The sequence below is a fragment of the Streptomyces sp. NPDC033178 genome, from assembly GCF_055577685.1.
Genome location: NZ_JBVIPT010000003.1, coordinates 716,003 through 729,664, shown reverse-complemented (window position 1 = coordinate 729,664; position 13,662 = coordinate 716,003). Strand labels below are relative to the sequence as shown.

The window sequence follows — 13,662 nt, the reverse complement described above, 5'->3', positions numbered from 1 at the left end:
TCGCGCGCCCCAACACGGCGTCGGACAGGGGACGAGGAAGGTCTGATGGGAATGTCAAGCAGTGACGAATGGTCGACGAGGGTGAAGAGCGTCATTGTCGACGTCCTTGACCTGGGTATCGACTCAGAGGGACTCGCCGACGACCTTTCGCTGTATTCGTCGACCCTGAAGATGGACTCGATGACACTCCTCCATCTGCTGGTGACCTTCGAGGGTGAGTTCGGCTTCGAGATCGACGACGAGGACGTCATGAACGCGAGCCTCGACACAGTGGGCAGCTTGGTAGATCTGGTCGTGGACGTGGCGGAGCGGGGCCGGGGCGCAGTGGCAGCCGGACCCGTGAACGACGGTCCGGGGGTCTGAGGCATGCCGGTGACCGGCGATGTGTTCTACCTGAACAAGGACCAGGTGCCCACCCACTGGTACAACGTCCTCGCCGACCTGCAGGTCGAGGTCCCCGCGCCCCAGCCGCCCCTGGTCCAGGACACGGGGGCGCAAGAAGCCCGGACACTGCGTCCCCAGCTCCCGCTGTCCCTGTACCGGCAGGGCACCGGAAGCGGGCGGTTCGTGGAGATCCCCGAGCAGGTCCGCAGCGAGTACCAGCGCTGGCGGCCCACGCCCCTGCACCGGGCCACCAGGCTGGAGAGGGCGCTCGACACGCCCGCGCACATCTATTTCAAGTTCGAGGGGACCAGCCCGTCGGGCAGCCACAAGATCAACACGGCCCTGCCTCAGGCGTATTACTACAGCCGATCCGGTGTCAAGGAAATGGTGACGGGAACGGGAGCGGGCCAGTGGGGAACTGCCCTCGCCATGGCCTGCCACCCGTACGGAATGGAATGCACCGTTTTCATGGTGCGGTGCAGCTACGAGCAGAAGCCCTACCGCGGAACACTCATGCGGCTCAACGGGGCCCGGGTCATCAAGAGCCCGAGCACGCTGACCGAAGTGGGCCGTGCGGCGCTGCGGGAGAACCCCGACGCACCGGGCAGTCTCGGGATCGCCAACGCCGAGGCCATCGAGTACGCCGCCACCCGGCCCGCCGCGCGCTTCTCCATCGGGAGCGGCGAGAACCACGTTCTGCTCCACCAGACGGTCATTGGTGAAGAGGCCCTGCTGCAGATGAAGCTGGCCGGGGAGTTCCCGGACGTCGTGATCGCCGCGATGGGGGCGGGAAGCAACTTCGCCGGCATCACCTTCCCGTTCTATCGAGAGGCACGGACACAGAACCCCGATCTTCGTTTCATCGCGGTCGAGCCCGAGGCCTGCCCCAAGATGACCAGGGGCAGGTACCTGCTGGACTACACCGACTTCTCCGGCGTGACCCCGAGGACGAAGATGTACACCCTGGGGCACAGGTTCGCCGCGTACCACATCCACGCCGGAGGGCTTCGGTACCACGGCGCCGCTCCCATCGTCAGCGCGATGTACGACAACAAGCTGGTTGAGGCGGCGGCCTATGCCCAGACGCGTGTCTTCGAAGCCGGCCGCACCTTCGCCAGGGCTGAGGGAATCGTCCCGGCGCCGGAGTCCGCGCACGCGGTCACCCACGCGATGGAAGAGGCCGTCGAAGCCCGTCGGCAAGGGCGCAAGCGTGTGATCCTCTTCAGCCTGAGCGGTCATGGTCTGTTGGACCTGGGGGCCTACGAACAGTTCCTCTCGGGAGAGATGGTCGACTCCGAGCCCAGCGACGAGGAGATCCAGACATCTCTCAGCAGCCTGTTGTAGGCCGGGCGGGAACGGAGTTGGTGTTCCCAAGGCGCGAGGCTCCCGCGCCGTAGAAACAACGGACGAGGCCTTCCGCGCCGTGGAGGCAACGCGTGAGGCTCCCGCGCCAAAGAGGCAAATCATGAGGCTCCCGCGCCGTGGAGTGAGATGTCCGACGTCTCAACCCACCTGTGCGGGAGCCCGGTTGGTTCCCTGATCCGCCGCGCTCGTCCTGCCGCACGTCCGGTTCGAGTGGGTCACGATGTTCATCGCCACCCGCGAACATGACCGTCGCTGCGAGCTTTCGCCGCACCGGCAGGGACCGCCCGGGTTCGTCCCCCGGTGTCGCAGCCGACGGCCACCAACCGCGGGGCCGGACTCCGGCCACGGTCGCTGCCCGGCAGAACTCCGCCTCACCGGGGGGAGTTCGCGCTCCCTGGCCGCGGACCGGGGACGGCCGGGACAGGCGTCAGCTTCAGCACGTAGCGGGTGCCGCCGGTGAGACAGCGTTCCCGGACGGTGTTGTAGGTGCTGCCGCCCGGTGGGACGAGGTGGGCCAGGCGGTCGGCGGGATCGTCGAGTCCGCCGGGACGCGCCGTGCCGCAGACACGGACGTGCGCGGCCGAGCACGGCGGCCGGGCGAGAGTCCGGCGAGATCGAGGAACCGGGCGCTCCGCGTCTATGCGCCGCGGGTGGTGACGCCGCGGATGCGGCGGACCGCACCGGCCTGCGCAGCAACCGGCGCGCGGGTCAGGAACGAACGCCGGGTGCATGCCGTGCCCGCCCCCTCGGGCGCCCCGAAGCGGGCAAGGGTGTGCCACACCATCTTCAGATCCTGCGGCGCGTGGCGGCAGGTACGGGCGGCGTCGCCGATGATGCGCGGGTTGATCAGGTCGTCCTCTGCTATGCGGGCACCCAGGTCTGCGAACTCGGGGCCGCGGTAGTCCGCGTGCCGACGCAGTCGCTCGACGGTGAGCCGGTAGCCGGGATGCCACTCTACGGGACAGGGCAGCATGCGGGCCGCGGTCTCGACGGGTGTGCCGCGGTAGCTCTCGTCGAGGACGAACGCCTCCACGTCTCTCGCCAGCAGGACCGCGCCGTGCACCTGGGCCTCGATGTAGTCGTCAAGGGCGTCGTGCTCGTCCGATTCGGCCAGTGCGATGAGGGACATGCCGGCGGCGACCCCGAAATCGGTCGGCTCGAACGCGCTGTCGGGGTAGCAGAACGTGGCGCGGGCGAGGGAGGCGCCGGTGAGCCGGAAGTGCGAGGAGCCGAACCGCGGGGCGGCGCCGACGACTTGACCTCGGAAGTTGAGCGCGCCGTACACGGGCCGCTCGGCCGCGGGGGCGTCGTCGTACGCCCCGGCGAAGATCCGGCTCTCCCAGAGCCAGCGGCCCCCGCCGGGGTGGGCGGAGAGTTTGCCGTTGCCGGTTCTCGTGACGAACTGTGAGACGTACCGCCCGTCCCGGGCCAGTGCCTCCAGGATGGGCAGGCCGTCGCAGAGCCGGTCCGGATGGAAGTTGAGGGTCACCCGCACGTCGGGGCCGACACCCGGGCCCGAGGACAGTGTCGCCACATGACGCAGTGCCGCGCGTGCCCGTGCCGAGTGCACGTGCCGGAAATCCATTCGCTCCCCCCGAACTGCGCCTGCCCACCCCGACCCGTGCCTGGACACCCCGGATACGGGCGCATCAATTCCCGGAAAACCCTCCAATGAGATCACTCACCGAGCAGGAAATCCACAGCTCATTCGTCAACTGCCCCAAGGGGGAGGCGAAGCGTCTGCCCGCGCCCCGAGATCTCGACCAACGGCCCTGAGACGACCTGGACTTCCTTGGCCGACAGGCCTGGGGCGCGCCGGACCGCGGCCGGCCGACCGCCGAGAGGGCGGGCCGGAGAAGGCAACTTGGTGTGCGTGTACATGTGCACCAACTTGGCCTGAAGCATCCTTGACACGCGACGGCAGCCGATTCCTGCCGTCCCATGCCCAGCGCAGGTGTGCTTCGGGCGGGAGGGGGCCTGCCGTGGCTCTGATGGATGCGTCCTCGCGGAGCGGACCACCTCTTGGTCCGCGACATCCTCCGGACGTGCCTCGCCCCGCGGCCGATGGCGTGGGGGGTCCGCGGGGCGAGGGTCCTTGTGCGAAGGAGGTGCTGGAGCCGCTCGGTGCGATCGTCCTCGTTCAGGGCGTGGCCGGCCTGGTACACGAGTTCACCGGTCGCCTGCGCGGCTGGGGCCTCGTGCGGCGGCTCGACCTCCGCGACGGCTACGAGACACACACGAGAGTGCGCTGCCGATGCCGCCGTTCGCGGCCACCGAGAGCCGGAAGCCCGGAAGAGCTCGAACCGGGCCTCCGGTCAACCGTGTGTTCCGTGGATCGCTCGTACGTGCCGGTCAGCAGCTGTAGTTGACCAGCCTGAACGAGGCGTAGTGGTCGGAGGTGTAGTAGTCCTCCTGGTTCCTGTTACCGGTGACGATGCGACGGGCACCGCGCGTGGAGGAACCGGGCGTGATCACTGTGTACTCGTGATAGTAGCCAGTGGACTGGCTGGGCAGGATGCCTTCCCTGTTCTGGAAGACGCTGCCGTCCTGCGAATAGGGGTAGGGACCGCCCTGCTCGATGAGGTCGAGCGTGTCGTGTGCCTGGGACGGCAGGCTGCCGTAGCAGATGCTGCCGACTGCTGCGGCGGACGTGTCCGCGGCGTTGGCGGTGACGGTGCCGCCGACGAGGAGGGCGGACAGGACGGCGGCTGCGGCGCCGATGCGAGTGATTCGTGGGGGGAATCTCATGCCTTCATGATGACGCGCGTAGACAGTGGCATGTCAATGTCAAGTTTGAAGATTTTCCCGTCAAGTCCGATGAGTTTTCCGGAAGTTAACTTCGAGATCCGCCCTGCGCCGGATCGCCTGCGGAGCTTGCGCCTGGGCGGGGTCGATGGTGAAGCATTCGGCTCTGCGGGCGAGCGGCTTGTCGCTGGGTTCTGCCTGGTTGCTGTGGCGTGGCACGGTGAGGTCGTCTCGCAAGGACGGGGACGCCATCCAGACCCGCCGAAAAGACGGGCGGTGTCCGGAACCGACCTCCAATCGGTGTCGGCGACGGCGGGCCGTTCGCCGGAGGCCCGGTTCCCGCTCGTCAGGGCTTCCGGCTCTCGGCCGCCGCGAACAGCGCGAACGCCAGTACGAGCAGTGCAACGCTCCCGTAGATCTCGCGGCCGTCGAGGAAGTCGAGCCGTTGTACGAGGCCCCAGCCGCGCAGCCGGCCGGTGAACTCGTACACCAGGCCCGCCACGCCCTGAACGAGGGCGATCACACCGAGAAACTCCAGCACCTGCTTCATGCAAGGATCCTCGCCCCGCGGACCCCCCACGCTCATCGGCCGCGGGGCGAGGTACGCCTGACGGAAGTCCCCGGCCGGTTCGCCGCGGCTGCGTCCAAAGTCGCTCGTGTGACTACTTTGGTCGGTGATCAGGTGGCAGGGGCGGTGCGAACGGACAGCGATGCGTAGATTTGTCGACCGTGAGTGATACCGCGCCACTGCCGAAGCCCCCGCCCGTCCCAGGGCGCCGGTGGTTTCTGCCGTCGGCGGTCACCGCCGAGCTCGACCCCGACCGGTCCGGCCGGAAGGGGCGCCCCAAGCGCACCGCGCGCGACTGGCTCGTCGACTTCGCCTGCTTCCTGATCGCCGTCACGGTGGGACTGATCGGCGCGGACGAGATGTCCGGGAACACCGACATCCCGTACGCCCTGCAAGCCGTGGACCAGTGGCTCGGCGCGCTCGCCTGCGCGGCGGTCTGGCTCCGGCGGCGCTGGCCGGTCGGCCTGGCCGTGGCGATGGTCCCGGTCTGCTTCATCTCGAACACCGCGGGCGGCGCGGGCCTGGTCGCCCTGTTCACGGTCGCCGTGCACCGGCCCTTCAAGTACGCCGCCTGGACGGGCGGAGCCTCCGCCGCCCTGCTTCCCCTCTTCTACTGGCTGCGCCCCGATCCCGAGGTCCCGTACGTCCTGATCGTCGCCCTCGGCTGGCTGCTGACCGCCACGGTGGTCGGCTGGGGCACGCTCGCGCGCTCCAAGCGTCAGCTCATGCTGAGTCTGCGGGACCGGGCGCAGCGGGCCGAGACCGAGTCGGCGCTGCGAGCCGAGCAGGCCCAGCGGCTGGCCCGGGAGGCGATCGCGCGTGAGATGCACGACGTCCTGGCCCATCGGCTGACCCTGCTCAGTGTGCACGCCGGAGCGCTCGAGTTCCGCCCGGACGCCCCCCAGGTCGAGGTGGCGCGGGCCGCCGGGGTCATCCGGGAGAGCGCGCACGAGGCCCTGCAGGATCTGCGGGAGATCATCGGCGTACTGCGTGCCTCCGGCGACGGCGCGGAGGAGTCCGGGCGGCCGCAGCCGACCCTCGGGGCCCTGGAGGGGCTGGTGTCCGAGAGCCGTGAGGCCGGGATGAAGGTCACGCTGGACAACCGCGTCACGGATGCCGGCACGGTCCCCGCCTCCGTCGGCCGCACCGCCTACCGCATCGCCCAGGAGGGCCTGACCAACGCCCGCAAGCACGCCCCGGGCGCGGAGGTCACGGTCACGGTGGCCGGGGCGCCGGGCGACGGTCTCACCATCTCCGTACGCAACCCGCCGCCGCCCGGCGACGTGCCGCATGTCCCCGGTTCAGGGCAGGGGCTCATCGGCCTCACCGAACGGGCCACGCTCGCGGGCGGGCACTTCGAGCACGGACCCGGGGAGGACGGCGGCTTCCAGGTGAGCGCGTGGCTGCCCTGGGGGTGAGCGCGCCCTGAGGTCCGCGCCGGAACGTGAGCCGGGCACGCGGCCACGACGACCGAGTGAGGGGGCACTTCCGCCGATGAGCCGGGGAAAAGCACAAGGTCAGGCGGAGAAGGGTCACTACGGTAAGCCCATGACTCCGATCCGTCTGCTCCTCGTCGACGACGACCCACTGGTCAGGGCCGGCCTCTCCTTCATGATGGGCGGCGCCGACGACCTCGAGATCGTGGGCGAGGCCGCCGACGGCAGCGAGGTCGAGGCGCTGGTCGACCGCACCCGCCCGGACGTCGTCCTCATGGACATCCGCATGCCGACGGTGGACGGCCTCGCGGCAACCGAACGGCTCAGGGGCCGCAAGGACGCCCCGCAGATCATCGTCCTGACCACCTTTCACGCCGACGACCAGGTGCTGCGGGCACTGCGCGCGGGCGCGGCCGGCTTCGTCCTCAAGGACACCCCGCCCGCGGAGATCCTCGACGCGGTACGCCGGGTCGCGGCCGGTGATCCCGTGCTCTCGCCCATCGTGACCCGGCAGTTGATGGCCCACGCCGCGGGCACCTCCGCCGACACCCGGCGTACGAGCGCCCGTACGCGCGTCGCCACGCTCAACGACCGTGAGCGCGAGGTCGCCGTCGCCGTCGGCCAGGGCCGTTCGAACGCCGAGATCGCGACCGAACTGTTCATGAGCGTCGCCACCGTCAAGACGCACGTCTCCCGCATCCTCGCCAAGCTCGACCTCAACAACCGTGTGCAGATCGCCCTGTTGACGTACGACGCCGGACTCCTGGAGGAGGACGGGCACTAGCCGGCGGCCGTGGGCGTTGGTATGGACGGAGGGGGAAGCGCATGGTGGACGTGATCGATCTGGGGAAGTACGGGCCGGCTTTCACGCAGGACCCGCATCCGGTGTACGCGGAACTGCGCGCGCTCGGACCGGTCCACCGGGTGCGGTTGCCGGCCCCCGACGCGCACCACGAGACCTGGCTGATCGTCGGATACGAGGAGGCACGGGCCGCGCTCGCCGACCCCCGCCTCGCCAAGGACGGCCAGAAGATCGGCGTGACGTTCCTCGACGAGCAGCTGATCGGAAAGTACCTGCTGGTCGCCGACCCGCCGCAGCACACACGGCTGCGGTCCCTCATCGCCCGTGAGTTCACCGCGCGCCGGGTGGAGAAGCTCAGGCCGCGCGTCCAGGAGATCACGGACACCCTGCTCGACGAGATGCTGCCGCGCGGCCGCGCCGACTTCGTGGAGTCCTTCGCCTACCCGCTGCCCCTCACCGTCATCTGCGAACTGCTCGGGGTGCCGGAGATCGACCGGGCGGCGTTCCGCGCGATCTCGTCGGAGGCCGTCGCGCCGACCAGCGGGGAGAGCGAGTACGAGGCGTTCGTCCAACTCGCCGCGTATCTCAACGACCTGATCGAGTACAAGCAGAGCGCCGGGCCCGCCGACGACCTGCTCAGCAGCCTCATCCGGACGACCGCCGAGGACGGCGACCGGCTCTCGCCGCAGGAGCTGCGCGGCATGGCGTTCGTGCTGCTCATCGCCGGTCACGAGACGACGGTCAACCTCCTCGCCGGGGGCGTCCACGCGCTGCTCACCCATCCCGACCAACTCGCCGCGCTGCGCGCCGACATGACGTTGCTCGACGGTGCCGTGGAAGAGATGCTGCGGTACGAGGGGCCCGTGGAGAACGCGACGTTCCGGTACGCGGCGGAGGCGTTGGAGATCGCCGGTACGGCCGTCGGGGCGGGGGAGGCGGTGATGGTCGGCCTCACCGCGGCCGATCGCGACGGGGTCCGCTATCCGGCCCCCGACCGCTTCGACATCCGGCGCGACGCCCGTGGCCATGTCGCCTTCGGGCACGGCATCCACTACTGCCTGGGTGCTCCGCTGGCCCGCCTCGAAGCGCGGGTGGCGCTCCGCTCCCTCCTCGACCGCTGCCCAGACCTGGCCCTGGACGGCCCGGCCGGGGGTTGGCTGCCGGGGATGTTGATGCGGGGGGTACGAACCCTGCCGCTCCGCTGGGGATGATTCTCGCCCCCGCCGCCCCTACCCGTCCCGTCCCTGGGGGCTCCGCCCCCAGACCCCCGTATCGCGCTGACGCGCTCGTCCTCAAACGCCGGACGGGCTGAAGTTCAGCCCCTCCGGCGTTTGAGGAGCGGGGGTTCGGGGGCTGGCCCCCGAAAAGGGACGGGAATGGGTAGGGGCGGCGGGGGCGAAAGCCCCCTCAGTCCCGCGCCCCCGCGATCTCCCCAAGACGCACGACCCGGCGCTCGCGCCGAGACAACTCGCACGCCTCGGCGATCCGCAGCGCCTGCAACGCCTCCCGCCCGTCGCACGGATTGGCCCGCTCCCCCCGCACGACCTCGACGAACGCATGCAGCTCCGCCTCGTACGCGGGCCCGAACCGCTCAAGGAACCCGGTCCACGGCTTCGTCGCGGCAGGCGGCCCCGCCGGCTCCGTGGAGGCGATCGGCGTACGGTCGTCGAGCCCGACCCCGATCTGGTCCAGCTCACCGGCCAGTTCCATGCGTACGTCGTATCCGGCGCCGTTGAGCCGGGTCGCCGTGGCGGAGGCGAGCGTGCCGTCGTCCAGGGTGAGGACGGCCGCGGCCGTGTCGATGTCGCCCGCGTCGCGGAACATCGAGGGCCCGGCGTCCGAGCCCATCGCGCACACCTCGGTGACCTCGCGGCCCGTCACCCAGCGCAGCATGTCGAAGTCGTGCACCAGCGTGTCCCGGTACAGCCCGCCGGACAGCGGCAGGTAGGCGACCGGCGGCGGCGACTGGTCGGAGGTCATGGCGCGCACGGTGTGCAGCCGCCCGAGCGAGCCGGAGCGCACCGCCTCCCGCGCGGCCGTGTACCCGGAGTCGAACCGCCGCTGGAACCCCATCTGCAGGATCGTTCCGGCAGTCTCGACCTCCGCGATCGCCGTTAATGTGCCCTGCAGGTCGAGGGCGATCGGCTTCTCGCAGAACACCGGAAGCCCGGCCCGTGCTGCCCGACCGATCAGTTCGCCGTGTGCTGAGGTGGCAGCCGTGATGACGACGGCGTCCACACCCCAGGTGAAGATCTCGTCCACGCCGGGCGCCGCCGTGGCGCCCAAGCGGTCCGCGAGCCGACGGGCGCGTGCGGTGTCCGCGTCCGTGACGATGAGAGAGCCGCCGACCTCGCGGTGCCGGCTGAGGGCGGTCGCATGAAATGTACCAATTCGACCCGTCCCGATGAGTCCGATGCGCATGGGACCAAACTGAGGGCGGACCCTACACCCTGTCAACGCTTTGTCCGGACAATCGAACTTCACAACTTCCCGTCATCACCCCCCGGAGCTACGCTCGGCCCCGTGCCCAAACCAGACGTGGACCCGACCGTGCCGCTTCAGCTCAGCGTCGACCGGAACAGCCCGGTGCCGCTGTACTTCCAGCTGGCCCAGCAGCTCGAAGCGGCGATCGAGCACGGCGCCCTGACTCCGGGCAGCCTGCTGGGCAACGAGATCGAGCTCGCCGGACGCCTCGGCCTGTCCCGGCCCACGGTCCGCCAGGCCATCCAGTCGCTGGTGGACAAGGGCCTTCTCGTGCGCCGTCGAGGCGTCGGCACCCAGGTCGTACACAGCCAGGTCAAACGACCGCTGGAGCTGAGCAGCCTCTACGACGACCTGGAGGCGGCCGGTCAGCGCCCGGCGACCCGTGTCCTCGTGAACACCGTCGTCCCGGCCTCGGCCGAGATCGCCGCGGCCCTCTCGGTGGCCGAGGACAGCGACGTACACAGGGTGGAGCGGCTGCGCCTGGCCCACGGCGAGCCGATGGCCTACCTCTGCAACTATCTGCCGCCCGGCCTCCTCGACCTGGACAGCTCGCAGCTGGAGGCCACCGGTCTGTACCGGCTGATGCGCGCCGCGGGCATCACCCTGCACAGCGCCCGGCAGTCCGTCGGCGCCCGCGCCGCCACGGTCGTGGAGGCCGAGCGCCTCGGTGAGCCCGCGGGGGCCCCGCTGCTCACCATGCAGCGCACCACCTTCGACGACACGGGCCGGGCCGTCGAGTTCGGCACCCACACCTACCGCGCCTCGCGCTACTCCTTTGAGTTCCAGCTGCTCGTACGCCCCTGACCGCGCAGATCCCTGACCGCGTACGCCGCTGACCTCGTACGACTCGGTGTGCCCCTCGGGTGCGCCCCGGTCGCCGGGATGTGCCCGCGCGGTACCCGCCGTCCGAATGGGTGATCGCCGTGTCCGATACTTGGTACCTCCATGTATCGGCATCAAGAAGGGCACGGCTTCGTGGCACGGTTTCGGACCTGGGTCGGCATCGCGGTGGCAGGGGCGCTCGGCGCGTCCCTGGCCGGGTGCAGCAGTACCGGCGGCAAACGCGCCGAGGACGCCCGCGAGGCGGCGTCCGCCCAGGGCAGGGCCGCGGTGGACACGCCCCGCTGGACCTTCGCGATGATCACGCACTCGGGTGACGGCGACACGTTCTGGGACATCGTCCAGAACGGCGCCGAGCAGGCCGCGGTCAAGGACAACATCAAGTTCCTGTACTCGCACGACGACGAGGCCCAGCAGCAGGCGCAGCTCGTCGACGCCGCCGTGGACAAGGGCGTGGACGGCATCATCGTCACGCTCGCCAAGCCCGACGCCATGAAGGCCGCCCTCGCGCGCGCCACGAAGGCCGGCATACCCGTGATCACCGTGAACTCCGGCTCCGCGGAGTCCAAGGCGTTCGGCGCGCTCACCCACATCGGCCAGGACGAGACGATCGCCGGCGAGGCAGTCGGCGAAGAGCTGAACCGCCGTGGCCGGAAACAGACCCTCTGCGTCCTCCACGAACAGGGCAACGTCGGCCACGAGCAACGCTGCGCGGGTGTCGGGAAGACCTTCGACGGCACCGTACGAAACCTGTACGTAGAGGGCACCGACATGTCCGCGGTACAGGCCTCCATAGGTGCCAAGCTCCAGGCCGACCGGTCCGTGGACGCCGTCGTCACGCTTGGCGCCCCCTATGCCGACACCGCCGTGAAGGCCCGGCAGGACGCGGGCAGCGAGGCCGAGATCGACACCTTCGACCTCAACGCCAAGGTGGCTGCCTCGCTCAAGGACGGCACCCTCGGCTTCGCCGTCGACCAGCAGCCGTACCTCCAGGGCTACGAGGCCGTCGACCTGCTCTGGCTCCACAAGTACAACGCCGACACGCTCGGCGGCGGCAGGCCCGTCCTCACCGGACCGCAGATCATCACCAAGGACCAGGCCGCCGAGCTGGAGCAGTACGCGGAGCGGGGGACCCGATGACCGCGACGGCCCTCACGGTGGACGAACGGCTCCTGCGGACCTCGCCGCCGCGCAGGCTGCTCGGCCGCCCCGAACTCGGCTCGGTGGTCGGCGCGCTCGCCGTCTTCCTGTTCTTCGCGCTGGTCGCCGACAGTTTCGTACGGGCGGCCGGGCTGAGCACTGTCTTGTACGCGGCCTCCACGATCGGCATCATGGCGGTGCCCGTGGCGCTGCTGATGATCGGCGGCGAGTTCGACCTGTCCGCGGGCGTCATGGTGACGTCGTCCGCGCTGATCTCCTCGATGTTCAGCTACCAGATGACTGCGAACGTCTGGGTCGGCGTCGGCGTCTCGCTCCTGGTCACCCTCGCGATCGGCTTCTTCAACGGCTTCATGCTGACCCGCACCGGGCTGCCCAGCTTCATCATCACGCTCGGCACCTTCCTGATGCTGACCGGGATGAACCTCGGCTTCACCAAGCTCATCAGCGGCACGGTCTCCACGAAGACGATCGCCGACATGGAGGGCTTCGCGTCCGCCAGGGCCGTCTTCGCCTCCGTCCTCACGGTCGGCGGCGTCGACTTCAAGATCACCATCCTGTGGTGGCTCGGTCTGGTGGCCCTCGCTTCCTGGATCCTGCTGCGCACCCGGGTCGGCAACTGGATCTTCGCGGTCGGTGGCGGAAAAGACGCGGCCCGCGCGGTCGGCGTCCCGGTCGACAGGACCAGAATCGGCCTCTACATGGGGGTCTCCCTCGCCGCCTGGATCGCCGGACAGCACCTGCTCTTCTCCTTCGACGTCGTCCAGTCCGGAGAGGGCGTCGGCAAGGAGCTGACGTACATCATCGCGGCCGTCATCGGCGGCTGTCTGATCACCGGCGGCTACGGCTCCGCCATCGGCTCGGCGGTCGGCGCGCTGATCTTCGGCATGACCGACAAGGGCATCGTGTTCGCCGAGTGGAACCCCGACTGGTTCAAGTTCTTCCTCGGAGCGATGCTGCTCCTCGCGACCCTGCTGAACGCCTGGGTCCGCAAGCGCGCGGAGGCCACGAAATGACGCACGCGACCGAAACGACCGGGACGCCGCCGGACACCCGGCGTGCAGCCCTCGTCGAGCTCGACGACGTCAGTAAGTACTACGGCAATGTCCGCGCCCTGGAGGGTGTCTCGCTGGAGGTCCACGCGGGCGAGATCACCTGCGTCCTCGGTGACAACGGCGCCGGCAAGTCGACCCTGATCAAGATCGTCGCGGGGCTGCACCAGCACGACGCCGGCACCTTCCGCATCGAGGGCGAGGACGTCCGTCCGGCGTCCCCGCGCGAGGCCCTCGACCGCGGGATCGCCACGGTCTACCAGGACCTCGCCGTAGTGCCCCTGATGCCGGTCTGGCGCAACTTCTTCCTCGGCTCCGAGCCACGGAAGGGCAAGGGCCCCTTCAAGCGTCTGGACGTCGGCCTCATGCGCAGGACGACCCACGCGGAACTCCTGCGCATGGGCATCGACCTGCGCGACGTCGACCAGCCCATCGGCACCCTCTCGGGCGGCGAGCGCCAGTGCGTGGCCATCGCCCGCGCCGTCCACTTCGGGGCCAAGGTCCTCGTCCTCGACGAGCCCACCGCCGCCCTCGGGGTGAAGCAGTCCGGCATGGTCCTCAAATATGTGGCCGCCGCACGCGACGCGGGCCTGGGCGTTGTTCTGATCACCCACAACCCGCATCACGCCTACCTCGTGGGCAACCGTTTCGTCCTCCTCAAGCGCGGCACGATGACCGGCAGCCACACACGCGACGAGATCACCCTGGACGAACTGACCCGCCAAATGGCCGGAGGCTCGGAGCTGGACGACCTGCGCCACGAGCTGGCGGGCGGCGCCCCGTGACGGGTGCGGGGCTGTATCGATGTGCGGCTCCGCCGCGTGGGCG

The 13,662-nt window shown here is 69.9% G+C and carries 13 protein-coding genes; 9 read left to right on the top strand and 4 right to left on the bottom strand.

Annotation, left to right across the window (positions count from 1 at the left end; all coding sequences use genetic code 11):
- Positions 1-81 precede the first annotated feature (81 nt).
- Positions 82-363, top strand: coding sequence for an acyl carrier protein (locus tag ACZ5VQ_RS10455; RefSeq protein WP_469104528.1), 282 nt, complete (start codon positions 82-84; stop codon positions 361-363).
- A gap of 3 nt (positions 364-366) precedes the next feature.
- Positions 367-1,728 carry a TrpB-like pyridoxal phosphate-dependent enzyme gene (locus ACZ5VQ_RS10450; RefSeq protein WP_469104527.1) on the top strand — a complete coding sequence of 454 codons (1,362 nt, stop codon included), beginning with the start codon at positions 367-369 and terminating at the stop codon, positions 1,726-1,728.
- 658 nt (positions 1,729-2,386) lie between these two features.
- Here ACZ5VQ_RS10450 and ACZ5VQ_RS10445 read toward each other — a convergent pair.
- The 3 genes from ACZ5VQ_RS10445 to ACZ5VQ_RS10435 all read right to left on the bottom strand — a co-directional run bounded on the left by ACZ5VQ_RS10445 (position 2,387) and on the right by ACZ5VQ_RS10435 (position 5,044).
- The gene (locus ACZ5VQ_RS10445) at positions 2,387-3,334 is read right to left on the bottom strand and encodes a DUF3626 domain-containing protein (RefSeq protein ID WP_469104526.1); all 948 of its coding nucleotides are present in this window, start codon (positions 3,332-3,334) and stop codon (positions 2,387-2,389) included.
- 767 nt (positions 3,335-4,101) lie between these two features.
- Entirely contained in the window at positions 4,102-4,497 is a 396-nt protein-coding gene (locus ACZ5VQ_RS10440; RefSeq protein ID WP_469104525.1) for a guanyl-specific ribonuclease, read from the bottom strand.
- 343 nt (positions 4,498-4,840) lie between these two features.
- Positions 4,841-5,044: a hypothetical protein gene (locus tag ACZ5VQ_RS10435; RefSeq protein ID WP_306936695.1), complete on the bottom strand. Its 204-nt coding sequence runs from the start codon at positions 5,042-5,044 to the stop codon at positions 4,841-4,843.
- A 179-nt stretch (positions 5,045-5,223) separates the two neighbouring features.
- On the opposite strand from ACZ5VQ_RS10435, the gene ACZ5VQ_RS10430 reads away from it, so the two are divergent.
- The 3 genes from ACZ5VQ_RS10430 to ACZ5VQ_RS10420 all read left to right on the top strand — a co-directional run bounded on the left by ACZ5VQ_RS10430 (position 5,224) and on the right by ACZ5VQ_RS10420 (position 8,511).
- A complete protein-coding gene (locus ACZ5VQ_RS10430; protein ID WP_469104524.1) occupies positions 5,224-6,480 on the top strand; it encodes a sensor histidine kinase in 1,257 nt (418 codons plus the stop codon).
- Between the two features lie 130 nt (positions 6,481-6,610).
- On the top strand, positions 6,611-7,282 hold the full coding sequence (locus tag ACZ5VQ_RS10425) for a response regulator (protein ID WP_469104523.1): 672 nt from the start codon (positions 6,611-6,613) through the stop codon (positions 7,280-7,282).
- 41 nt (positions 7,283-7,323) lie between these two features.
- Positions 7,324-8,511: a cytochrome P450 family protein gene (locus tag ACZ5VQ_RS10420; RefSeq protein WP_469104522.1), complete on the top strand. Its 1,188-nt coding sequence runs from the start codon at positions 7,324-7,326 to the stop codon at positions 8,509-8,511.
- Between the two features lie 196 nt (positions 8,512-8,707).
- On the opposite strand, the gene ACZ5VQ_RS10415 is transcribed toward ACZ5VQ_RS10420, so the two are convergent.
- Positions 8,708-9,721 carry a Gfo/Idh/MocA family protein gene (locus ACZ5VQ_RS10415; protein WP_454355689.1) on the bottom strand — a complete coding sequence of 338 codons (1,014 nt, stop codon included), beginning with the start codon at positions 9,719-9,721 and terminating at the stop codon, positions 8,708-8,710.
- Between the two features lie 129 nt (positions 9,722-9,850).
- Between ACZ5VQ_RS10415 and ACZ5VQ_RS10410 the strand changes: the two genes are divergently transcribed.
- The 4 genes from ACZ5VQ_RS10410 to ACZ5VQ_RS10395 all read left to right on the top strand — a co-directional run bounded on the left by ACZ5VQ_RS10410 (position 9,851) and on the right by ACZ5VQ_RS10395 (position 13,619).
- Complete coding sequence (locus ACZ5VQ_RS10410; protein WP_469104597.1) at positions 9,851-10,588, top strand: GntR family transcriptional regulator; 738 nt, start codon at positions 9,851-9,853, stop codon at positions 10,586-10,588.
- Positions 10,589-10,759: 171 nt separating this feature from the next.
- A complete protein-coding gene (locus ACZ5VQ_RS10405) occupies positions 10,760-11,764 on the top strand; it encodes a sugar ABC transporter substrate-binding protein (RefSeq protein ID WP_469104521.1) in 1,005 nt (334 codons plus the stop codon).
- The gene (locus tag ACZ5VQ_RS10400) at positions 11,761-12,798 is read left to right on the top strand and encodes an ABC transporter permease (protein WP_469104520.1); all 1,038 of its coding nucleotides are present in this window, start codon (positions 11,761-11,763) and stop codon (positions 12,796-12,798) included. Before ACZ5VQ_RS10405 ends, ACZ5VQ_RS10400 begins: the two co-directional genes overlap by 4 nt.
- Positions 12,795-13,619 (top strand): ATP-binding cassette domain-containing protein, encoded by an 825-nt coding sequence (locus ACZ5VQ_RS10395; RefSeq protein WP_469104519.1) that lies wholly within the window; start codon positions 12,795-12,797, stop codon positions 13,617-13,619. The genes ACZ5VQ_RS10400 and ACZ5VQ_RS10395 overlap by 4 nt, the downstream gene beginning before the upstream one ends.
- Positions 13,620-13,662: the final 43 nt, after the last annotated feature.